This window comes from Diaphorobacter sp. ED-3 (genome assembly GCF_027625375.1).
In the GTDB taxonomy this organism is placed as follows: Bacteria; Pseudomonadota; Gammaproteobacteria; order Burkholderiales; family Burkholderiaceae_C; genus Diaphorobacter; species Diaphorobacter nitroreducens.
The window spans coordinates 1945367-1965311 of record NZ_CP115182.1 but is presented as its reverse complement, the minus strand read 5'-3'; the positions used below and the strand labels follow the sequence as shown (position 1 = coordinate 1965311).

Genomic DNA, 19945 nt, shown 5'->3' with positions numbered 1-19945 from the left:
CGGATTGCCCAGACAGGAAGGTCGGGCCATTATCCATGCAACTCTTACGGTTGTTTACGGGCAGCGCTTCAGCGCTTGCCCTGCTGCAGCTTGGCGAAGGCCGAGGCCATGGCCGAGGGCTGCGCCGGCTCGGCCGCGCGGCGCGGCGGGGCGTAGCCGCGGCCCGCGCCTTCGAAGCGGTTGTCGCGCGGGCCGTCGCGGCGCGCGGGTGCGGCGTCCAGCTTCATGCTGAGGCTGATGCGCTTGCGCGCCGCATCCACCTCCAGCACCTTCACTTTGACGATGTCGCCGGTCTTGACCACCTCGCGCGCATCCTGAACGAACTTGTGGCTGAGCTGGCTCACGTGCACCAGCCCATCCTGGTGCACGCCCAGGTCGATGAAGGCGCCGAACTGGGCCACGTTGCTCACCGTGCCCTCCAGCACCATGCCCTCGCGCAGATCGGCAATGTCTTCCACACCCTCGTTGAAGCGCGCCACCTTGAAGTCGGGGCGCGGATCGCGGCCGGGTTTTTCCAGCTCGCCCAGGATGTCGCGTACGGTGATCACGCCGAACTTCTCGTTGGCGAACAGCTCGGGCTTGAGCGTCTTGAGCATCTCGGCGCGACCCATGAGCTCGGCCACCGGCTTGCCGGTCTTTTCCATGATCTGCTCGACCACGGGGTAGGTCTCGGGGTGCACGCCGGTCATGTCCAGCGGGTTGTCGCCATCGCGGATGCGCAAGAAGCCCGCCGCCTGCTCAAAGGTCTTGGCGCCCAGGCCGCTGACTTCCATGAGCTGCTTGCGGTTCCTGAAGGCGCCGTGCTGCTCGCGCCAGCGCACCACGGCCTTGGCCACGCTGCCCGACAGGCCCGACACGCGCGCCAGCAGCGGCGCGCTGGCGGTGTTCAGGTCCACGCCCACGGAGTTCACGCAGTCCTCGACCACGGCGTCCAGCGTGCGCGCCAGCTCGCTCTGGTTCACGTCGTGCTGGTACTGGCCCACGCCAATGCTCTTAGGCTCGATCTTCACCAGCTCGGCCAGCGGATCCTGCAGGCGGCGCGCAATGCTGGCGGCGCCGCGCAGGCTCACGTCCACGTCGGGCATTTCCTGGCTGGCGTACTCGCTGGCGGAATACACCGAGGCGCCGGCCTCGCTCACCACTATCTTTTCAATAGCTGGCAGCGCTTGCCCCGCCTGGTCTACGGCCTGTTTTTGCATTAATTTGATCAGCTCGGCCGCCAGCTTGTCGGTTTCGCGGCTGGCGGTGCCGTTGCCGATGGCGATGAGCTGCACGCCGTGCTTCATGCACAGGCGGCCCAGCGTGGCCAGGCTGCCGTCCCAGTCGCGGCGCGGCTCGTGCGGGTAGACGGTGGCGGTCTCCACCAGCTTGCCGGTGCGGTCCACCACAGCCACCTTCACGCCGGTGCGGATGCCCGGGTCCAGCCCCATCACGGCGCGCGGGCCGGCGGGCGCGGCCAGCAGCAGGTCGCGCAGGTTGTCGGCAAACACCTTGATGGCCACTTTCTCGGCCTCTTCGCGCAGGCGCGAGAACAGGTCGCGCTCGGTGGACAGGCTGAGCTTCACGCGCCAGGTCCAGGCCACGCACTTGCGCAGCAGGTCGTCGCTCTTGCGGCCCTGGTGGCTCCAGCCCAGGTGCAGGGCGATCTTGCCCTCGGCGAGGCTGGGCTGGCCCGGCTCGGGCTTGAACGTGGAATTCACCTGCGGCTCAGGCAGCACCAGCTTGGCCTCCAGAATCTCCAGCGCGCGGCCGCGGAACACCGCCAGCGCGCGGTGCGAGGGCACGCGGCCAATCGGTTCGTCGTAGTCGAAGTAGTCGCGGAACTTGGCGACCTCGGGGTCGTTCTCGTTCTTGCCCTCCACCTTCTTGCTGCGCAAGAGCCCCTCGGCCCACAGCCATTCGCGCAGCGACTGCACCAGCACGGCGTCCTCAGCCCAGCGCTCGGACAGGATGTCGCGCACGCCGTCGAGCACGGCGAAGGTGGTCGAAAAATCGGGCCCCGGCTTGCCGTCGTCAAGCGTGGTGGCGGGCTGGCAGAAGGCCTGGGCCTCGGCGTGCGGGTCCAGCGTGGGATCGGCCAGCAGCTTGTCGGCCAGCGGCTCGATGCCGAACTCCTTGGCAATCTGGCCCTTGGTGCGGCGCTTTTGCTTGAACGGCAGGTAGATGTCTTCCAACTCCTGCTTCGTTGGAGCAGCAGCAATGGCAGCGCGCAATGCGTCGGTCAGCTTGCCCTGCTCGTCGATGCTTTTCAGCACGGCCACGCGGCGGTCTTCCAGTTCGCGCAGGTAGGCCAGGCGCGCTTCGAGCTCGCGCAGTTGCACATCGTCCAGGCCGCCGGTCACCTCCTTGCGGTAGCGCGCGATGAAGGGCACGGTGGCCCCGCCATCGAGCAGCTCCACCGCTGCGCGGACCTGGGATTCGGTGACTTTGATTTCTGCGGCCAACTGCCGAACGATCTGCTGCATGTGCCTTCTGAGACGGGTCAAAACACGAAGCGCGCGAGTTTGCCACAGGGCTTGCTCCCTAAAATTGCAACTGCCGATGTCCACCCCGCCCTTTCCCCTCCGCACCGAATGCCCGCCCGGCGCCTGCGTGTGCGAGCGCGACGCGCTGATGCGCACGCCCGGCGGTGATGTGCGCATCCTGCGCCTCACGCGCGAGGAGGAAAATCGCCTCGTGCAGCGCCTGGAGAGCCTCACCAGCCTGGCCGACCTGCGCCACATGGAGCAGCGCCTGTTCGAGCAGCTCGGCGTGCGCCTGACCATCGGCACCAGCCCCAACGAGGTGCGCAGCCTGCGTGGCATCACCGTGCTGGTCCAGGAGCAGCCGGGCCTGTGCCGCAAGACGCGCCAGGCCATCCCTGCGGCCATCAAGAAAAGCATGGAGCGGCACCCCGAGATCGTCTACGCCCTGCTCAACGCGGGCGGCCTGTTCGAAGGCGTGTGATCCATGCAGGACGATCTGTTTGGCGGTGCGCCGCCATCGCCCTCAGCACCGCCACGACCACCGGAAGACACCCCCGCCCGCCCACGGGAAAAGTCGCCCACCCGCCGCACCGGTGTGCATCCCGCCGCCTGGGACGATGACCTGCACGCACTCGCCAACCGGCTGCCGTCCACGCTGCGGCTGGGCACCTCCTCCTGGAGCTACCCTGGCTGGCAGGGCCTGGTGTGGAAGGGTGTGCATTCCGAACAGCTGCTGGCCCGCAAAGGCCTGCCCGTGCTGGCCCAGCATCCGCTGATGCGCACCGTGAGCATCGACCGGAGCTTCTACCGCCCGCTCACGGCCAGCGACTATGCGCGCTACGCGGCCCAGGTGCCGGCGGACTTCCGCTTCGTGGTCAAGGCGCCCAGCCTGGTCACCGACGCGCTGGTGCGCAGTGAGGACGGCCGTGGACGCGAGCCCAACCCGGCCTTCCTGGACGCGCAGTTGGCCGCCCAGGAGTTCGTGGCGCCCGCACTGGAGGGGCTGGGCCAGCGCACCGGCGCGCTGGTGTTCCAGCTAAGCCCGCTGCCCTGGAACCTGCTGGACCGCCTGCCCGAGGTGTTGGAGCGACTGCGCACGCTCTTGCAGGCCCAACCGGCGCTATTCCCCGCGGCGCCCGACGCCGTGCTGGCCGTCGAGGTGCGCGACCCCGAATGGCTGGCGCCCGCACACCTGCCCCACTTCGCCGACGTACTGCGCAGCAGCGGCGCCACCTACTGCCTGGGCCTGCACGCGCGCCTGCCGCCCCTGGCCGAGCAACTACCGCTGCTGCGCCGGCTCTGGCCCGGCCCACTGGTCTGCCGGTGGAACCTGAACCCCGTGCACGGCCCGCAGGGGTATGAAGCCGCTGAAAAGGGCTACGCGCCCTACGACCGCATTCACGACCCCGATCCGGACAACCTGGCGCTGCTGGCGCGCACGGTGGCGGGCATCTGCGGACGGGACCAAAACGCCTTCGTGACCATCAGCAACCACGCGGAAGGCTGTGCGCCGCTGACAGTGCAGCGGCTGGCGGAACAGGTGGTTCTTTATGATCAAAAACAGCTCTAGCGCTTGACTGGCAAGCGCTGGCAGCTATCTTTTTTGACGATCTGACGATCTGACGATCACGGACTGCCGCGCCCGCACGACGTTCTTCTTGCGCCAAAAGGAGGCCAAGAACACCGCCCACATGGGGCGCACAAGCGCCACGGCGCGTGCCCTCTTACCGCTGCCTCACCCGCAGCGAGCTGCACACCCCCGCAACCACCGCGCACGCCCCCGCCACCAGCAGTGCCAGCGACTCCGCGCTTCCATCGTGCCCCGGCCGCAGGGCGAAGATGGCCGCGAGCGACACGGCGCCCAGTGTCTGGCCCGTCAGGCGCGCGGTGCCCAGCATGCCGCTGGCCGCGCCGCTGCGGTGCAGCGGGGCCGAGGTGACGATGGTGTGATTGTTGGGCGACTGGAACAGCGCAAAGCCGGCACCGCACAGCGCCATGCGCCAGGCCACGTTCCAGTCCGCGGGCTGCGCGGGCATCAGGCCCAGCGAGACCAGGCCGGCAGCAAACACCGCCATGCCAATGCCGCCGAGCAGGCCGTCCGGGTAGCGGCCAATCAACCGGCCCGCCAGCGGCGCCACCACGGCGGTGGCCAGGGGCCAGGCCGTGATGAGCAGTCCGGCCTCCAGGTGGGTGCGGCCCTGCGCCTCCAACAGCAGGAAGGGCAGCGACAGAAAGCCCAGCATCTGCGCGCAGAACGCCCCCACGGACGAGCCCATCGACAGGGCGAACACCGGAATGCGCAGCAGGTCCACCGGAAACAGCGGCGCCGCCAGGCCGCGCTGGCGCCACAGGAACACCGCCCCCACGGCCACACCCACGGCCAGCAGGATCGCACCCGTGGCCGCGCTGCCGCCCTGCGCCGCGCTGCGCACGCCCAGTTGCTCCCCGCCCAGGAACAGCAGCGTGAACATGGCGCCGTTGAGTAGCACGTCGATGGCGGAAAAGCGCGGCGCATGGTTGGCGGATGGAGGATTGGCCGGCAGCGCGCGCCGCCCCAGCCACCAGACTCCCACGCCCAAGGGCAGGTTCATGGCAAACAGCCAGGGCCACGACGCCACCGACAGGATGGCCGCCGCCACCGACGGCCCCGCCATAGACGCGGTGGCCACCACCAGCGAATTGATGGCCATGCCGTGGCCCAGCTGTGCGCGCGGGTAGATCAGGCGCACCAGCGCCGCGTTCACGGCCATCACGCCCGCGGCGCCCAGGCCCTGCAACGCCCGCGCGGCAATCAAGGCGGGCATGCTGGCCGCCAGCATGGCGCCCACCGACGCCAGCGCGAACAGCGCCATGCCCACCAGATACACGCGCCGGTAGCCCACGCGCTCGCCCAGCGCGGCCAGCGGCAGCAGCACGACCAGCGTGGCGAGCTGGTAGGCGTTGACCACCCACACGCTCTGCGCCGCGCCCGACTGCAACTGGCGTGCGATGTCGGGCAGCGCCAGGTTGACGATGCTGCTGTCGAGCACCGCCAGCGTGAGCCCGAGAACGATGACCAGCATCGCCTGGCGGCGTGCGGGCTGCGGCAGGCCGTCGGCCAGGGGCGGCGCACCCACGGGTAAGCCGCTCATGGCCGGCGCTCCGGGGCGATGTCTTTCGCGGCGCCGTGCGCGATGCGCTGCGCGCCCGCCGGCCCCAGCGTGATCCAGGTCAGCGCCACCCCCGTCAGCGCCCCCGTGGCCATGCCCACCACCATGGGCAGGGGCGCGTCACTGGCGAACAGGCCCACCGCCGCCATGGCGAGGGTGCCGATCAGCATCTGCAGCGTGCCCATGAGGGCGGACGCCGTCCCCGCAATGGTGCCGTGCTCCTCCAGCGCCAGCACGGAGGTGGTGGGGATCACCAGCCCCATCAGCGCGCTGGCGACGAAGTACAGCACCAGCAGCACGGCCAGCCGGTCGCCGCCCAGCAGGTAATGCGCCAGCAGGGCCAGCATGACCGCGCCCGCGCCGCTGGCGGCCGCCTTCACCACCGGCGCCATGCCGTAGCGCCGCCCCAGCCGCGCCGTGAACTGCGCGCTGGCGAAGAAGGCCGCCGCGTTGACCGAAAACGCCACGCTGTACTGCACGGGCGACAACCCGTAGTGGTTGATCAGCACGAAAGGCGAGCCCGCCAGGTAAACGAAGAAACCCGCCATGGAGCAGCCGCCGATGCCCACCAGCCCCAGGTAGTGCCAGTCGCGCAGCAGCGTCGTGTACGCCGCAGCCGCGCTGCCCACGGAGCTGCGCACCCGCTGGCCGGCGGGCCGTGTCTCGTGCAGCGCCCGCTGGACCAACACCAGCCCGGCCAGCGCCGCCACCGCCACCACCCAGAACACGCCGCGCCAGCCGGCCAGCGCGATCACGCCGCTGCCCACCAATGGCGCCAACAAGGGCGACACGCTAAACACCAGCATCAGCAGCGACATGAGCCGGGCCGCCTCGGTGCCCGTGTGCAGGTCGCGCACCACCGCGCGCGGAATCACCATGCCCGCCGCCGCGCCCAACCCCTGCACAAAGCGCAGCAGCACGAGCGTGTGCACGTCGGTCGCCAGCGCGCAGCCCACGCTGGCCAGCGTGAACAGGCCCAGCCCGAAGAACAGCGGCGGCCTGCGCCCGACCATGTCGGACACCGGGCCGTAGACCAACTGGCCCACGCCCAGCGCGAGGAAGAAGGCCGTCAGGCTCCACTGCACCGCCCCCACGTCGGCCCGCAGCGCCGCGCCGATGGCCGGCAGCGCCGGCAGGTACATGTCGATGGCAAATGGGCCGATGGCCGAGAGCAGGCCCAGGATCAGGGCCATGCGGAAGAACGGGGAAAAGGGCATTCGGGCGATTGTCGCCACACTGGCCGGATCGTGCTGGCGCGCTGCGCGAAGGCCCACATCGCCTCCCATGCAGCGCCGCGGCCGGCACCCGCGTGCGTTCGATGGCCGCAAAAGCCGCCCTTCCTGCCCGCTGTTCACGGGTTGCCTGGCCCTGCCGCCGCCCGACAATCGCGTGCGCGGCTCGGCCGCACTGTTCCCTGCCGTCCTGTACTGCCTCGCCCGGAGACCGCATGCCCCTGCCCCCGATCGCCCCCGCCGTGCGCGGCTGGGCCGCCACCCTGGCCCTGTGCGCTGGCGCCCTGCTCCTGGCCGCGCCCGCCCTCGCCGCCGCGGACCGTGAGGACGAGGCCGACGACGCCCCGCCCGTTCCGGTCGCGCCCGCCCAGCCGGTGCTGGTGCCGTCGCCCGACGGCGCGCTGGTGATCGATACGCAGGCGCGGCTGGCCTGGCCGCGCTGCGCGCAGGGCATGCAATGGACAGGCACCACTTGCACCGGCGTGGCCCTGCGCTACACCTACGGCGAGGCCCAGGCGCTGGTGCGCCAGCGCTGGAAGGACGAGGGCGTGCGCTGGCGCCTGCCGCGCGTGCCCGAGCTGCGCCGCCTGGTCAACCGCAACGCGCAGCCGCCCTCGGTCGACCCCCAACTCTTTCCCAATGCGCCGCTGGAATGGCACTGGACCGGCACCGCCAGCGTCAACACCCTCAGCGTGAACCCCTACGCCTATGGCAATGTGGCGCGCGGCGGCGCGGGCGAGAGCAGCCTGTCGGTGCAGCAGGGCTGGGCCGTGGACATGACCAGCGGCGAGGCCCGCGGCGACGTGGGCCGCAGCACGCGCCTGCCCATACGGCTGGTGCGCCCGGCGCCCTGAGCGGACGCTCTGCGCACCCTGCACCTGGGTGGACGCGCAAACGCTACATTTTCAATAGCTGCTAGCACTTATCCAGCAAGCGCCAGAAGCCATTTCAATTCAAAAACCGGTCACTGCGCGCGCAACGCCGCCCGCAGTTGCGCCCCCAGCTCGGGTTTGTCCGCGAACGGGTCGGTGGGGTTGCGTGCCTGCACCACGTCTTCCATGCGCGTGCGCACGGCCCCCAGCGCCTGCGGGTGGCTGTAGATGTAGAACTGCCCCGCCGCCACGGCGTCGAAGACCTTCTGCGCCACCTCGGCGGCCGTCACCTTGCCGCTGGTGACGGCCTTGCCGATCATGGCCTGGCCGATGAGCTGGCTCTTGGTGGGCCGCTCGTCCGCCAGCACCTGCGGGCGGTTGCGCTCGCTCTGGCTGATGCCCGTGGGCACGAAATACGGACACAGCACGCTGGCGCCCACCTGGTCGGTGACCAGCGCCAGGTCCTGGTACAGCGTCTCGCTCAGTGCCACCACGGCGTGCTTGCTGACGTTGTAGATGCCCATGTTGGGCGGGGCCAGTAAGCCGGCCATGCTGGCGGTGTTGACGATGTGCCCGCGCCAGGCGGGGTCGTCCTTGGCCGCCTGCAGCATCAGCGGGGTGAACAGGCGCACGCCGTGCACCACGCCCATGAGGTTCACGCCCAGCACCCATTCCCAGTCGCGGGCCGAGTTCTCCCACACCAGCCCGCCCGATCCCACGCCCGCGTTGTTGAACACCAGGTGCGGCGCGCCGAAGTGCTGCACCACGTCCTGCGCCAGCTGCTCCATCTGCGCGGCGCTGGACACGTCCACCCGGCGCGCCAGCACGGGGGCGCCAGCGGCGGCCAGCTCCACGGCGGCGCGCTCCAGCGCGTCCTGCTGCACGTCCACCAGGACCAGGTTCATGCCCAGGCGCGCGCCGATGCGGGCGCACTCCAGGCCAAAGCCCGAGCCCGCCCCCGTGAGCACGGCAGTCTTGCCGGCGAAGTTGTCGATCATGCGGTGTGTCTCCTGCGGTCTATGAATGGAAATCTCATGCGGCGCGGCGCAGCACATAGCCCACGCGTGGGAAGTGCACATGCACGTCGCCCGCGCGCGGGTCGGTGCGCGCCAGCGTGTAGCGCGTGCGCGTGGCGGCGATCAGCGTGCCTTCGGTGGGCTCGGGCCCAAAGCTCTCGGCGGTGATCGTCACGCGGCTGCCCAGGGGGATGCCATGCTCGTCCTGGAAGGCCTCGGCGGGCAGCGGCTGGGGTAGCGCGCCTGCGGCAACGGTGACGGCGTCCTGGGCGCTGAACTTCTCCGCGCGGCCCTGGCCCTGCGCGGCCATGCGATCCATCCACTCCAGCACCGCCGGCGTGGCCGAGAGAATGTCGGCCATCACCGGCACACATTCGCGCGTGAACCACAGCGGGTGGTAGGCGGCAAAGTCGGCCACGCAGGGCTCGGCGCCGAAGAGAAAGTCGTGCTCTTCCACCATGTTGGCGATGCGCCGCAGGTACGAGCGGTAGGCCGCCGTGGCGTCCGCCGGGTGGGTGCGCGCCGTGCCCATGGCGCGGCGGTCGTTGCGAAAAGCCTCGGCCGTACCATCGGGCAGGCCGGCGAACAGCGCCTGTGCCCCGCGCGGCTGCAGGCAGTAGGCCATGGCAGCCCCGAACAGCACCATGTCCGCCCACTGCGCGAACACGCGCGAGACGCCTTTGAGGTGCGGCGGGTACAGCACGGGCTCGGGCTGCAGATGCTCCAGCACATCGCAGATCAGCGCCGTGTCGCAATAGATGTCAGCCCCGATCTGCAGGAAGGGCGTGCGCCGGTAGCCGCCGGTGAGCGCCACCACGTCGGGTTTGGGCATGACGCTGGGCACGATCACCGACTTCCACGCCAGTTGCTTGAAGCCGAGCACGCAGCGCACCTTGTGTGCGAACGGCGAGGCGGGATAGTGGTGCAGGATGAGTTCGGTCATGCGCGCTCTCCGGTGCGGTGCGAAAGACGGCCCCTGCCTTGCGCCCTTTCAGGCCTGTGGCGGCGGGCTCCACAGCATCTCGACATGCGGGATGTCGTCTTCCAGATAGGGATCGGACACCGTAGCAAACCCCAAGCTGCCATACAAGCGCTGCAGGTGCGCCTGCGCGCTGATGCGCACCGGGCGCCCCGGCCATACCCGCTGGCACTGCGCCAGCCCTTCAGCCACCAGCGCGCGGCCCAGGCCGCTGCCGCGCGCCTCGGGCGCGCAGACCACGCGGCCGATCGAGGGCTCGGCGTAGTTCACGCAGGGGTCCACCACGCGCAGCGTGGCCAGCAGCGGCCCCTGCGGCTGCGCGCGGCCCAGCAGGTGCCAGGCGTGCTTGTCCGCGCCGTCCGGGTCCTGGTAGGGGCCCTGCTCCAGGATGAACACCCGGCAGCGCAGGGCCAAGGCATCGTGCAGCGCGTGCACGCCCAGGTCGTCAAACCGTGCCCAGCTCCACTGCACCGTCAAACCAGCTTCACCAGTTGCTTGCCGAAGTTCTTGCCCTTGAGCAGGCCCAGGAACGCCTCGGGCGCCGCGGCCAGGCCCTGGGCGATGGTCTCGCGCGGGCGCAGCTTGCCGCTGGCCGCCAGGCCTCCCAGTTCCTTGAGCGCCTCGGGCCACACCTCCATGTGTTCGCTGACGATGAAGCCCTCGACCCTCATGCGGTTGATGAGAATGAGCGCGGGGTTCTGCAGCGGCAGCGGCTGGCCGTCGTAGCCGGCGATCATGCCGCACACGGCCACGCGGGCGAACGCGTTGGCGCGCAGCAGCACGGCGTCCAGGATGTAGCCGCCCACGTTCTCGAAGTAGCCGTCGATGCCGTCCGGGCAGGCTTCCTTGAGCGCGCGGGCCATGCTCTTCAAATCGCCGTTCGCACGGTGGTCGATGCAGGCGTCAAAGCCCAGCTCTTCAGTCACATAGCGGCATTTGTCCGGGCCGCCGGCAATGCCCACCACGCGGCAGCCGCGCGCCTTGGCCAGCGCGCCGAAGGCACTGCCCACGGCGCCGCTGGCGGCGCTCACGACCACGGTCTCGCCCGCCTTCGGGGCGATGATCTTCACCAGGCCGTACCAGGCGGTCACGCCGGGCATGCCCACGGCCCCCAGGTAGGCCGACAGCGGCACGTGGGTGGTATCGACCTTGCGCAGCATGCCGGGCGTGTTGCCGTCGGCCACGCTGTACTCCTGCCAGCCGCCCATGCCTACCACCTTGTCGCCCACGGCATAGGCCGGGTGGCGGCTCTCGACGACCTCGCCCACCGTCCCGCCGATCATCACCTCGCCCAGCGGCTGGCTGGCGGCGTAGCTCTTGCTGTCGTTCATGCGCCCGCGCATGTAGGGGTCCAGGCTCAGGTAATGGTGGCGCACCAGCACCTGGCCGTCCTGCAGTGCAGGCGTATCGGTGGTGACCAAGCGGAAGTTGTCCACCGTGGCTTCACCCTGGGGGCGGTTGTCGAGGAGGATCTGTTGGTTGCGTGGCATGCGAAATCTCCAGGTTAAGGTTTGCTATTGTTTCAATAGCTTCTAGCGCTTGATACACAAGCGCTAGAGCCACTTTTCGTTCAATAATCAGTCGGTGGACACGCCGCCGGGCACGGCCTTGGGCACGTATTTGAAGGTGCCCGTGGCATGGCTGCAGACGCGCCCTTCGGCGTCGTACACCGCCCCTTCGACGAAGGCCAGCGAGCGCGTGCGGTGCAGCAGCCGCCCCTTGGCCACCAGCGGGCCGCGCGCCGGGTGCATGAAGCTGGTCTTCATCTCGATGGTGACCACGCCCATGTCCGGCGTATCGCTGCGCGCGGCCGTGGCCAGGGTCACGTCCAGCAGCGTCATGGTGGCGCCGCCATGGGTGACGGCGTAGGAATTCATGTGCTCGGGCCGCGCCTCAAAGTGCAGTTCGGACGTTCCGCTCTGCATGTGATGCAGGGTGAAGCCCAGCTCTTTGACGAAGGGAATGTCGGCACCAAAATCCAGCACGGGAAGCTCCTTGCTCAAGGTAAAAAAGACCGCAAGGATAGTGCCCCTGGCGCGGTGGTTCGCCCTTGCCGTCAGCCGCCGATGACCGCGCTCACGCCCCCGTCCACGGCCAGCCACTGGCCGGTGATGTGCTTGCCCGCCTCGCTGGCGTACAGCAGCGTGATGCCCTTGAGGTCTTCGTCGTCGCCCAGGCGGCGCAGCGGCGCGTGCGCGGCCATCTTTTCCTCGCCCAGCGTCTCGATGAGCACGGTGGCCATCTTGGTCTTGAAGAAACCCGGGCAGATCGCGTTCACGCCGATGCCGTGCACGCCCCACTCGCAGGCCAGCGCGCGCGTGAAGTTGATCACCGCGCCCTTGGAGGTGTTGTAGGCAATGGTCTTCATCTCGATCGGGTTGCCCGCCAGCCCCGCGATGGATGCCACGTTGATGATGCGGCCGCTCTTGCGCGGGATCATGCTGTGCTTGCCGATCGCCTGCGACAGCAGGAAGTAGCCGCGCACGTTCAGGTTCATGACCTTGTCCCATGCGGCCACGGGGTGGTCCTCGGCCGGCGCGCCCCAGCTCGCGCCGGCGTTGTTGATCAGGATGTCCACGTCGCCCATGCGCTGCAGCGTCTCGCTGGCCAGGCGGTGGATGTCTTCCTCGCGCGCGCAGTCGGCGGCGACCCAGCGCGCGTCGATGCCGGCGGCCTGCAACTCGGAGGCGGCCTGCTCGAGGTCTTCGGCCTTGCGCGAGCTGAGCATGATGCGCGCGCCCGCCTCGCCCAGCGCGTGCGCCATCTGCAGCCCCAGGCCGCGCGAGCCGCCGGTGACGAGGGCAGTCTTGCCCGAGAGGTCGAAGAGTTGTTGCGCGGTACGGGCCATGAAGGTGTCTCCCCAAGAGTCTGTGGTACGCCGTGCCATCGCCCACAGTGGGCAACGGAGGCGCGGCGGCAGGATTTTGAGCGGCTATTGTGGCGAGCGGCCCGCGCCACACATGTCACATGCGTGATTCATCGGCAGGGTTTTTGTGTCCAAAGGACAATCCGGCCGCGGAGCCCGCGGGGAAAGCGGGGGCCGCTCATTTTTCAGGAGTTCCCATGTCCACCGATACCGCCCTGCTGCGCCGGGCCGTGCACCTGGCCCATGACAACCGGGCCCGCGGCGGCCGGCCCTTCGGCGCGGTGATCGCGCGCGGCGGCGAGGTGATCGCCACCGGCGTGAACGACATCGTGCACAGCCACGACCCCAGTACCCACGCCGAGATGCAGGCCCTGCGCGCCGCAACGCGCCAGCAGGCGAACCCCAGCCTGGCGGGCTGCACGGTCTACGCCAGCGGCCACCCCTGCCCCATGTGCCTGGCGGCGCTGGTCATGGCCGGCGCGGACAGGGTGTTCTACGCCTTCGACAACCGCGACGCCGCGCCCTCCGGCCTGTCCAGCGAAGGCGCCTACCAGCGCCTGCGGCTGCCGCTGGACCCGCCGCCCCTGCCGCTGCAACGCCTGGCCACGGGCATCGGCGTGGAGCAGCTCTACGGCGACGCGCCCTGGCCCACGGACGGCCCCTGACACCCCTGACCACAGCGCCGCTGGGGCCGGCGCCAGCCCCTGCGTATAGGAATGCCTGGCGACGGTGGCGCTGGCCACGCTGAAGCGGGGCCCCTTCCCCACGGCCATGGGATCGCCGGGCCGGCATGGGGATTCTCGGCGCCTGCATGTCCCACCCTGCGGCCCATGGCGCTGATGGGCGCGGGGCATGGCTGGCCCCCGCAGCGCTACGGCGCCTGGGCGCGCGCGCCACGGCCACGGCCACGGCCACCGGCGCGCCGGCATGCGTCGCCGGGCTGCGCGCGCCGCCGTGCAGGCGCGCCCATTGCACCTGGCCACCGCCGCAGGTTATCGCGCCGTGCGGCTGGCAGCATCGGCGGCCGGGCTGGCTCGACAACGGTAGGTGCGTGATGCGGGAATGTGCGTTCCGGTATGTGACCTTTCTGGTGCGGCACGCGCACCACGTACGCCGGCCGTGCCACATCGCGGTCACAATATGCACCTTTTGAGGGACTGCAGCTACCCGCTACCAGTGCAAAACCACAGCCCATGCACCCACTTGGTGCAACGCGGGCACAGGGAGGAACCATGAACCAGAAACCCCATGGGCGCCTGCGCGCCTGGCAAGCCGCCTGCCTGCTGGCGGGCGCCCTGAGCGGCGGCGCCGCCTCGGCCGACATCCTGATCGGGCAGACCACGGCCGTCAGCGGCCCAGTGGCGGCCAGCGTGGGCGAGACCCTCGCGGGCGTGCACCTGTATCTGGACCACATCAATGCCAAGGGTGGCGTGCATGGCGAGCGCATCAAGCTGATCACGCTGGACGACAAGTTCGAGCCCAAGCTCGCTGGCGAGAACGCACGCCGCCTGATCGAAGACGACAACGTGGCCGCGCTGTTCATGAGCCGCGCCACGCCGCACACCGAAGCCATCCTGCCGCACCTGGCCAAGCACGGCGTGGCGCTGGTGGCGCCCTCCACGGGTGCGATGACTTTCCACAAGCCTGCCAACCCGCTGGTGTTCAACGTGCGCTCCAGCTACCAGGCCGAGACCGAGAAGGCCGTGGAGCACCTGCACACCATCATGGTCCAGCGCATCGCCGTGGTGCACGTGGACGACAGCTTTGGCGAGGACTGCCTGGCCGGTGCCCAGAAGGGCTTTGCCAACGTGGGCAGCAACCCCGTGGCCGTGATCAAGGCCGACCGTGCCAAGCCGGACTACGCCACCATCGTGCCGCAACTCATCCAGGCGCAGGCCCAGGCTGTCATCTGGATCGGCTCCAGCGTGGCGGTGAGCGACGGCGTGAAAGCGCTGCGCAAGGCCGGCTCGTCCATGCAGGTGGTCACGGTGTCGAACAACGCATCCCGCGGCTTCGTCGCCCAGCTGGGCGACTCGGTGCGCGGCGTGATCGTCACGCAGGTGTTCCCCAACGTGCGCTCCATGGGCTACGCCATCAACCGCGAGGCCGCCGCCCTGGCCAAGGCCAAGGGCAACCTGACGCTGTCGCCCTCGGTGATGGAAGGCTTCACCTCCGCCAAGGTGCTGGTGGAAGGCCTGCGCCGCGCCGGCCCCAAGCCCACGCGCGAGAAGATCGTCACCGCGCTGGGCGGCATGAGCCACTACGACCTGGGCGGGCTGGAGCTGGGCTACGGCCCCGGCGACCGCACGGGCCTGAGCTACGTGGAGCTGTCCATCATCGACGCGGACGGACTGTTCCGCCGCTGACGCCGTCGCTGCCGCGCCGCGGGGCCACCGGGCCACCGGGCCACCGGGCTACCGGGTCACCGCCCCTCGCGCGCCGCGGCAGCCCCCATCGCCAATCGCGATGCGCCGCCGGCCGCAGCCGGCGCACACGGCCCACGGCAGCCGTTACAACCAAGGGTCGCATTCACCCGGCCCCACGCCCGTCGCCCCCATGTCCTCTCAAGATTCCTCACCGGCTCGCTGGTACTTCGGCTGGAACATCGTGGCCGCGGCCACCGTGCTCACCGCCCTCACCGTGGGCCTGCGCCTGGGGCTGGGCCCGCTGTTCCTGCCCATGGCCGAGGACCTGGGCTTTTCGCGCAGCCTGCTGTCGTCCATCGTCGCCGTGGGCATGCTGTGCTACGGCGCGGCCATGCCGCTGGCGGGCTGGCTGGTGGCGCGCCGGGGCACGCGCTTCGTGCTGTTGGCGGGCACGGTCCTGCTGGTGGTGTCGACACTCTGGGCAGTGAACACGCGCACGCCGCTGGGGCTGCTGCTGAGCTTCGGCATCCTCATGTCCGTGGGCGCGGGATTCACCAGCCCGGTGGCGCTCACGCCGGTCATCAGCCGCTGGTTCAACCGCCGCCGGGGCATGGCGCTGTTCTTCTTGTCCACGGGCTCCATGGCCGGCATCGCCATCATGACGCCCGCGCTGGGCATGGCGCTGCAGCATCTGAGCTGGCAGGCCACGCTGCTGGGCTTTGCCGCGCTGTTCACCGCCATCACCGTGCCCACGGCGTTGTGGGTGATCCGCGACGAGGCGCCTGCCGATGGCGATGCCCCGCTGCCCGGCAGCCCCATTCGTGCGGCGAACCCGATGGCTCCCGCAGGGCAGCACTACACGGTGCTGCAGGCCATGCGCACCGGCACCTTCCTCAAGATCACGCTGGGCCTGTTCGCCTGCGGCTTCAGCATGAACCTGCTGGGCACGCACGGCATGCCCATGCTGATGGACCATGGCTTTGACGCCACCACCAGCGCCTTCGGCATCGGCCTGATCGGGCTGGTGGCCATTCCCAGCACCATGGTGCTGGGGCGCCTGGCCGACCGGCTGCCGCGGCGCAAGCTGCTGGCCGCCATCTATTGCGTGCGTGGCGTGGGGTTCTTCGCGCTGCTGCTGGCGGGCAATACCCTGGAGCTGTACGGCACCTCGGTGATCGGCGGCATTGCCTGGGCGGGCAGCATCGCGCTGTCGTCCGCCATCCTGGCCGACATGTTCGGCGTGCGGCTGGTGGGCGTGCTCTACGGCTGGGCCTACCTGGGGCATCAGGTGGGGGCCATGATCAGCGCCTGGCTGGGCGGCTGGGGCTATGAGCATTTCGGCACGCACTGGATCGCCTTCGGCCTGTCGGGCGCACTGCTGATGGTGGCCGCGGGGGTGGCGCTGCTGCTGCCGGGGCGGCGCCCCCCGGCGCTGCCCACGCCCCAGGCGGCGGGCTGAGCGTTCACCGCCGGCCGCGCGCCACCCGGGCAGCCGGCGCCACCTTGGGCGACAATGGCGGCCCTCGCGCACACCCCCCGCAGGCCCTCGGCTTGCAGCGCGCTCGATTCAACTTTCCCGCACCGCCATGACCTCTTCAACGACCGCACGCCGTGCGGCGCTGCGCCGCTTTGCCGCAGCCGCCGCCGCTGTCGCCAGCTTCTCTCCCCTCCTGTCCACCCAGGCCGCCGAGCCGCAGGTGCTGCGCGTATCCGCCATCCCCGACGAAGCACCCACCGAACTGCAACGCAAGTTCAAGCCGCTGGGCGAGTACCTGTCCCAGGCCACCGGCATGAAGGTGGTGTTCACCCCGGTAACCGACTACGCCGCCGTGGTCGAATCCCTGGCCACGCGCAAGCTGGAACTGGCCTGGCTGGGCGGCTTCACCTACGTGCAGGCGCGCATCCGCACGGGCGGTACGGCCATTCCGCTGGTGCAGCGGGAGGAGGACGCACGCTTTACCTCGCGCTTCATCACCGCCGACCCCGCCATCCAGGGCCTGGCCGACCTCAAGGGCAAGACCTTTGCCTTTGGCGCTCCCTCGTCCACCTCGGGCAGCCTGATGCCGCGCTACTTCCTGCAGCAGGCCGGCGTCCAGCCCGAGCGGGACTTCAAGACCGTGGCCTATTCCGGCGCGCATGACGCCACCGTCGCCTTCGTGGCCGCCGGCAAGGCGCAGGCCGGCGTGCTCAACGCCTCCGTCTGGGACAAGCTGGTCGAGACCAAGAAGGTGGACCCGTCCAAGGTACGGGTGTTCGCCACCACCCCACCCTACTTCGACTACAACTGGACCGTGCGCGGCGATCTCGATCCCGCCGTGGTGCAGAAGATCAAGGCCGCCTTCCTGGCGCTCGACCCGGCCAAGCCCGAGCACAAGGCCATCCTGGAACTGCAGCGCGCCTCGCGCTTCATCGCCACCGAGCCGCGCAACTACGACGGCATCGAAGACGCCGCCAAGACGGCCGGCCTGCTGAAGTAAGCGCGCCGGCGCGCGCGGGCCTGGCCCAGGTAGCCCGCGCGTGCACCATTGGCGTTATTGATCAAATCAGCCCCTAGCGCTTGCTGGATAAGCGATAGCAGCTATTGAAAAAAGAGCAATCATGAGCTTCGAGCTGGACGGCGTGGATCTATGCCACCCCGGCGGCCATGTGGCGCTGCGCGGCATTACCCTGGCCGCGCGCCAGGGCGAGAGCCTGGCGCTGATCGGCCCCTCGGGGGCGGGTAAGACCACCCTGCTGAACCTGCTGGGCACAGCCCTGCCCGCCAGCGCCGGCCGCGTGCACGTGCTGGGCTCCGCCCTGGGCGCGTCGTCGCCCGACACGCCCCATGCTTCGTGGCCTCCGCCGCGTGCGCTGCGCGCGCGCATCGGCACCGTGCACCAGGCCCCGCCCCTGCCACCGCGCCAGCGCGTGGTGACCGCCGTGCTGGCCGGGCGCCTGGGCCAATGGCCCGCATGGAAGGCGCTGGCCTCGCTGCTGTACCCGGCCGACCTGCCCGGTGCGCACGCCGCGCTGCAGCGCGTGCAGTTGCAGGACAAGCTGTTCGCGCGCTGCGACCAGCTCTCGGGCGGGCAGCTGCAGCGCGTGGGCATTGCCCGCGTGCTGTACCAGCAGCCAGCGCTGCTGCTGGCCGACGAGCCCGTCTCTGCCCTTGACCCCACGCTGGCGCTGGCCACCGTGCAGCTGCTGGTGCAGGACGCGGCCGCACGTGGCGCCACGCTGGTCGCCAGCCTGCACGCGGTGGACCTGGCGCTGGCCTGCTTTGCGCGCGTGGTGGGCCTGCGCGAGGGGCGCATCGCCTTCGACCTGCCGGCCGGCGCGGTCACGCCCGATCTGCTGCAGGCGCTGTACGCCCCGCCCGGCGACGGCGCGCTCGCGCCGGATGAAACGCCCACGCCGCCCCCGACCACCAGCAGCTACGCCTCATGCCGCTGACGCACCCCGCCCCGCACCTGCGCGACCCGGCCGCACGCGGTCGGCTGGGCGGCGCGCTGCTGGCCGTGGTGCTGCTGTGGCCGCTGTTGCAGGCGTCGGGCTTTGACCTGGCCGCTCTGCTGGCGCCCGAGAACCTGCGCGTGCTGGGCGGGTTCCTGCGCCAGTTCCTGCCGCCTGAAATGGGGGCCGACTTCCTGGCCCTGCTGGCGCGCGCCACCCTGGAAACGCTGGCGATTGCCACTGCGGGGCTGGCATTGGCCTTCGTGCTGGCGGTGCCGTTGGCCTACTGGGCCAGCAACGCTGCACGCGAACGCCCCCGGCTGAACCCGGCAGCGCGCGGCGTGCTCACGGTGCTGCGCGGCATCCCCGAGCTGGTGTGGGCGCTGGTGTTCGTGCGCGTGTTCGGCCTGGGGCCGACGGCCGGCGTGCTGGCGCTGGGGCTGGCCTACGGCGGCATGCTGGGCAAGGTGTATGCCGAGATCCTCGAATCCGTGCCCGCCGCACCCGCCCAGGCGCTGGCGCGCAGTGGGGCGCGCCGGCCCATCGCCCTGCTCTACGGCCTGCTGCCGCAGGCGGCGCGCGAACTCACGTCTTACACCGTGTACCGCTGGGAATGCGCGGTGCGCGCCTCGGTGGTGATGGGCTTCGTGGGCGCGGGCGGGCTGGGCCAGCTCATGGACCAAGCCATGAAGATGCTCAACGGCGGCGAGGCGTGCACCATCCTTGTGACCTTCATGCTGCTGGTGCTGGCGGCCGATGCGCTGTCGGGCGGGCTGCGCCGCGCGCTGGATGCGCCCCCCGCGGCACGCGCCGCGCCGCTGGGCTGGCGCAGCGGCGCGTTGACCGCGACGGTGCTGGCCGCCCTGGCCGCCAGCCTGTGGCTGCTGGACATGGACTTGCCCGCGCTCTTCACCGCCGAGGCGGCGCGCAGCATGGCGGAGTTTGCCGGCGGCTTCTTCCCACCCGAGCTGGGCGGCACCTGGCTGCGGCAGGTGGCGCGCGGCGTGTGGGAGACGCTGGCCATCTCCATCGTGGGCACGCTGCTGGCCGCCCTGCTGGCCCTGCTGCTGGCCCTGCCACGCCGGCGCGCGGGCTGGAACCTGCTGCTGAACCTACTGCGCTCGGTGCCCGAACTGGTATGGGCCACGCTCACCGCCCTGGCCGTGGGCCTGGGGCCGTTTGCCGGCGCACTGGCCCTGGCCCTGCACACCACCGGCGTGCTGGGCCGGCTGTATGCCGAGGCGCTGCAGAACACCCCGGCCACGGCCGCGCGTGCGCTGCGCCAGGCCGGCAGCGGCGGCGCCATGGCGTTCCTGTATGGCACGCTGCCCGGGGCGGCGCCGCAACTGGTGGCGTACACGCTGTACCGCTGGGAGATGAACATCCGCATGGCCGCCATCCTCGGCTTCGTCGGCGCAGGCGGGCTGGGGCAGTTGCTGTACGTGGAGCTGTCGCTGTTCCACCATGCGCAGGCGGGCACGGTGATCCTGGCGATGCTGGCGCTGTCGGTCGCGGTGGACTGGGCCAGCGCGGCGCTGCGCCGCTGGATGGGCAGGGCCTAGTACCGC

General features: G+C 70.4%; 19 protein-coding genes. 10 read left to right on the top strand and 9 right to left on the bottom strand.

Annotated features, from left to right (window positions below; genetic code table 11):
• Nucleotides 1–68: 68 nt before the first annotated feature.
• On the bottom strand, nucleotides 69–2465 hold the full coding sequence (locus PCQ86_RS09700; RefSeq protein WP_270175374.1) for a Tex family protein: 2397 nt from the start codon (nucleotides 2463–2465) through the stop codon (nucleotides 69–71).
• Between the two features lie 76 nt (nucleotides 2466–2541).
• Between PCQ86_RS09700 and PCQ86_RS09695 the strand changes: the two genes are divergently transcribed.
• Nucleotides 2542–2946 (top strand): hypothetical protein, encoded by a 405-nt coding sequence (locus PCQ86_RS09695; protein WP_270175373.1) that lies wholly within the window; start codon nucleotides 2542–2544, stop codon nucleotides 2944–2946.
• Nucleotides 2947–2949: 3 nt separating this feature from the next.
• The gene (locus tag PCQ86_RS09690; RefSeq protein WP_270175372.1) at nucleotides 2950–4035 is read left to right on the top strand and encodes a DUF72 domain-containing protein; all 1086 of its coding nucleotides are present in this window, start codon (nucleotides 2950–2952) and stop codon (nucleotides 4033–4035) included.
• A 154-nt stretch (nucleotides 4036–4189) separates the two neighbouring features.
• On the opposite strand, the gene PCQ86_RS09685 is transcribed toward PCQ86_RS09690, so the two are convergent.
• Both PCQ86_RS09685 and PCQ86_RS09680 read right to left on the bottom strand, forming a co-directional pair.
• Complete coding sequence (locus tag PCQ86_RS09685) at nucleotides 4190–5596, bottom strand: MFS transporter (protein ID WP_270175371.1); 1407 nt, start codon at nucleotides 5594–5596, stop codon at nucleotides 4190–4192.
• Complete coding sequence (locus PCQ86_RS09680) at nucleotides 5593–6831, bottom strand: multidrug effflux MFS transporter (RefSeq protein WP_270175370.1); 1239 nt, start codon at nucleotides 6829–6831, stop codon at nucleotides 5593–5595. The genes PCQ86_RS09685 and PCQ86_RS09680 overlap by 4 nt, the downstream gene beginning before the upstream one ends.
• 230 nt (nucleotides 6832–7061) lie before the next feature.
• Between PCQ86_RS09680 and PCQ86_RS09675 the strand changes: the two genes are divergently transcribed.
• Complete coding sequence (locus tag PCQ86_RS09675) at nucleotides 7062–7700, top strand: Lcl C-terminal domain-containing protein (RefSeq protein ID WP_270175369.1); 639 nt, start codon at nucleotides 7062–7064, stop codon at nucleotides 7698–7700.
• A 110-nt stretch (nucleotides 7701–7810) separates the two neighbouring features.
• Here the strand turns inward: PCQ86_RS09675 and PCQ86_RS09670 are convergent, their stop codons facing one another.
• From PCQ86_RS09670 to PCQ86_RS09645, 6 genes are all read right to left on the bottom strand, one after another.
• Nucleotides 7811–8716, bottom strand: a complete 906-nt coding sequence (locus PCQ86_RS09670; protein WP_088886548.1) for an SDR family oxidoreductase — start codon at nucleotides 8714–8716, stop codon at nucleotides 7811–7813.
• A 34-nt stretch (nucleotides 8717–8750) separates the two neighbouring features.
• Complete coding sequence (locus tag PCQ86_RS09665; RefSeq protein ID WP_270175368.1) at nucleotides 8751–9677, bottom strand: glutathione S-transferase family protein; 927 nt, start codon at nucleotides 9675–9677, stop codon at nucleotides 8751–8753.
• Nucleotides 9678–9725: 48 nt separating this feature from the next.
• A complete protein-coding gene (locus PCQ86_RS09660; protein WP_270175367.1) occupies nucleotides 9726–10190 on the bottom strand; it encodes a GNAT family N-acetyltransferase in 465 nt (154 codons plus the stop codon).
• On the bottom strand, nucleotides 10187–11203 hold the full coding sequence (locus PCQ86_RS09655) for an NADP-dependent oxidoreductase (protein WP_088886546.1): 1017 nt from the start codon (nucleotides 11201–11203) through the stop codon (nucleotides 10187–10189). The genes PCQ86_RS09660 and PCQ86_RS09655 overlap by 4 nt, the downstream gene beginning before the upstream one ends.
• Nucleotides 11204–11290: 87 nt before the next feature.
• Entirely contained in the window at nucleotides 11291–11698 is a 408-nt protein-coding gene (locus tag PCQ86_RS09650; protein WP_270175366.1) for a PaaI family thioesterase, read from the bottom strand.
• Nucleotides 11699–11769: 71 nt separating this feature from the next.
• Nucleotides 11770–12561, bottom strand: coding sequence for an SDR family oxidoreductase (locus PCQ86_RS09645; protein ID WP_270175365.1), 792 nt, complete (start codon nucleotides 12559–12561; stop codon nucleotides 11770–11772).
• Nucleotides 12562–12776: 215 nt separating this feature from the next.
• On the opposite strand from PCQ86_RS09645, the gene PCQ86_RS09640 reads away from it, so the two are divergent.
• The 7 genes from PCQ86_RS09640 (at nucleotide 12777) to PCQ86_RS09610 (ending at nucleotide 19939) form a co-directional block, all read left to right on the top strand.
• Nucleotides 12777–13244 carry a nucleoside deaminase gene (locus PCQ86_RS09640; protein WP_270175364.1) on the top strand — a complete coding sequence of 156 codons (468 nt, stop codon included), beginning with the start codon at nucleotides 12777–12779 and terminating at the stop codon, nucleotides 13242–13244.
• A 187-nt stretch (nucleotides 13245–13431) separates the two neighbouring features.
• Nucleotides 13432–13626 carry a hypothetical protein gene (locus PCQ86_RS09635; protein ID WP_196995438.1) on the top strand — a complete coding sequence of 65 codons (195 nt, stop codon included), beginning with the start codon at nucleotides 13432–13434 and terminating at the stop codon, nucleotides 13624–13626.
• 185 nt (nucleotides 13627–13811) lie between these two features.
• Nucleotides 13812–14945, top strand: coding sequence for an ABC transporter substrate-binding protein (locus tag PCQ86_RS09630; RefSeq protein WP_270175363.1), 1134 nt, complete (start codon nucleotides 13812–13814; stop codon nucleotides 14943–14945).
• Nucleotides 14946–15135: 190 nt separating this feature from the next.
• The gene (locus PCQ86_RS09625; RefSeq protein ID WP_270175362.1) at nucleotides 15136–16404 is read left to right on the top strand and encodes an MFS transporter; all 1269 of its coding nucleotides are present in this window, start codon (nucleotides 15136–15138) and stop codon (nucleotides 16402–16404) included.
• A gap of 127 nt (nucleotides 16405–16531) precedes the next feature.
• Entirely contained in the window at nucleotides 16532–17422 is an 891-nt protein-coding gene (locus tag PCQ86_RS09620) for a putative selenate ABC transporter substrate-binding protein (RefSeq protein ID WP_270175361.1), read from the top strand.
• A 121-nt stretch (nucleotides 17423–17543) separates the two neighbouring features.
• The gene (locus tag PCQ86_RS09615) at nucleotides 17544–18377 is read left to right on the top strand and encodes a phosphonate ABC transporter ATP-binding protein (protein ID WP_011804961.1); all 834 of its coding nucleotides are present in this window, start codon (nucleotides 17544–17546) and stop codon (nucleotides 18375–18377) included.
• A complete protein-coding gene (locus PCQ86_RS09610) occupies nucleotides 18368–19939 on the top strand; it encodes a PhnE/PtxC family ABC transporter permease (protein ID WP_270175360.1) in 1572 nt (523 codons plus the stop codon). Before PCQ86_RS09615 ends, PCQ86_RS09610 begins: the two co-directional genes overlap by 10 nt.
• Nucleotides 19940–19945: the final 6 nt, after the last annotated feature.

Bases quoted from the DNA above. Each gene is read 5' to 3' on its own strand.
- PCQ86_RS09625 (WP_270175362.1), top strand. From the start codon at position 15,136: ATGTCCTCTCAAGATTCCTCACCGGCTCGCTGGTACTTCGGCTGGAAC.
- PCQ86_RS09675 (WP_270175369.1), top strand. From the start codon at position 7,062: ATGCCCCTGCCCCCGATCGCCCCCGCCGTGCGCGGCTGGGCCGCCACC.
- PCQ86_RS09695 (WP_270175373.1), top strand. From the start codon at position 2,542: ATGTCCACCCCGCCCTTTCCCCTCCGCACCGAATGCCCGCCCGGCGCC.
- PCQ86_RS09665 (WP_270175368.1), bottom strand. From the start codon at position 9,677: ATGACCGAACTCATCCTGCACCACTATCCCGCCTCGCCGTTCGCACAC.
- PCQ86_RS09630 (WP_270175363.1), top strand. From the start codon at position 13,812: ATGAACCAGAAACCCCATGGGCGCCTGCGCGCCTGGCAAGCCGCCTGC.
- PCQ86_RS09670 (WP_088886548.1), bottom strand. From the start codon at position 8,716: ATGATCGACAACTTCGCCGGCAAGACTGCCGTGCTCACGGGGGCGGGC.
- PCQ86_RS09680 (WP_270175370.1), bottom strand. From the start codon at position 6,831: ATGCCCTTTTCCCCGTTCTTCCGCATGGCCCTGATCCTGGGCCTGCTC.
- PCQ86_RS09690 (WP_270175372.1), top strand. From the start codon at position 2,950: ATGCAGGACGATCTGTTTGGCGGTGCGCCGCCATCGCCCTCAGCACCG.
- PCQ86_RS09640 (WP_270175364.1), top strand. From the start codon at position 12,777: ATGTCCACCGATACCGCCCTGCTGCGCCGGGCCGTGCACCTGGCCCAT.
- PCQ86_RS09700 (WP_270175374.1), bottom strand. From the start codon at position 2,465: ATGCAGCAGATCGTTCGGCAGTTGGCCGCAGAAATCAAAGTCACCGAA.
- PCQ86_RS09635 (WP_196995438.1), top strand. From the start codon at position 13,432: ATGGCTGGCCCCCGCAGCGCTACGGCGCCTGGGCGCGCGCGCCACGGC.
- PCQ86_RS09685 (WP_270175371.1), bottom strand. From the start codon at position 5,596: ATGAGCGGCTTACCCGTGGGTGCGCCGCCCCTGGCCGACGGCCTGCCG.
- PCQ86_RS09615 (WP_011804961.1), top strand. From the start codon at position 17,544: ATGAGCTTCGAGCTGGACGGCGTGGATCTATGCCACCCCGGCGGCCAT.
- PCQ86_RS09645 (WP_270175365.1), bottom strand. From the start codon at position 12,561: ATGGCCCGTACCGCGCAACAACTCTTCGACCTCTCGGGCAAGACTGCC.
- PCQ86_RS09620 (WP_270175361.1), top strand. From the start codon at position 16,532: ATGACCTCTTCAACGACCGCACGCCGTGCGGCGCTGCGCCGCTTTGCC.
- PCQ86_RS09655 (WP_088886546.1), bottom strand. From the start codon at position 11,203: ATGCCACGCAACCAACAGATCCTCCTCGACAACCGCCCCCAGGGTGAA.
- PCQ86_RS09610 (WP_270175360.1), top strand. From the start codon at position 18,368: ATGCCGCTGACGCACCCCGCCCCGCACCTGCGCGACCCGGCCGCACGC.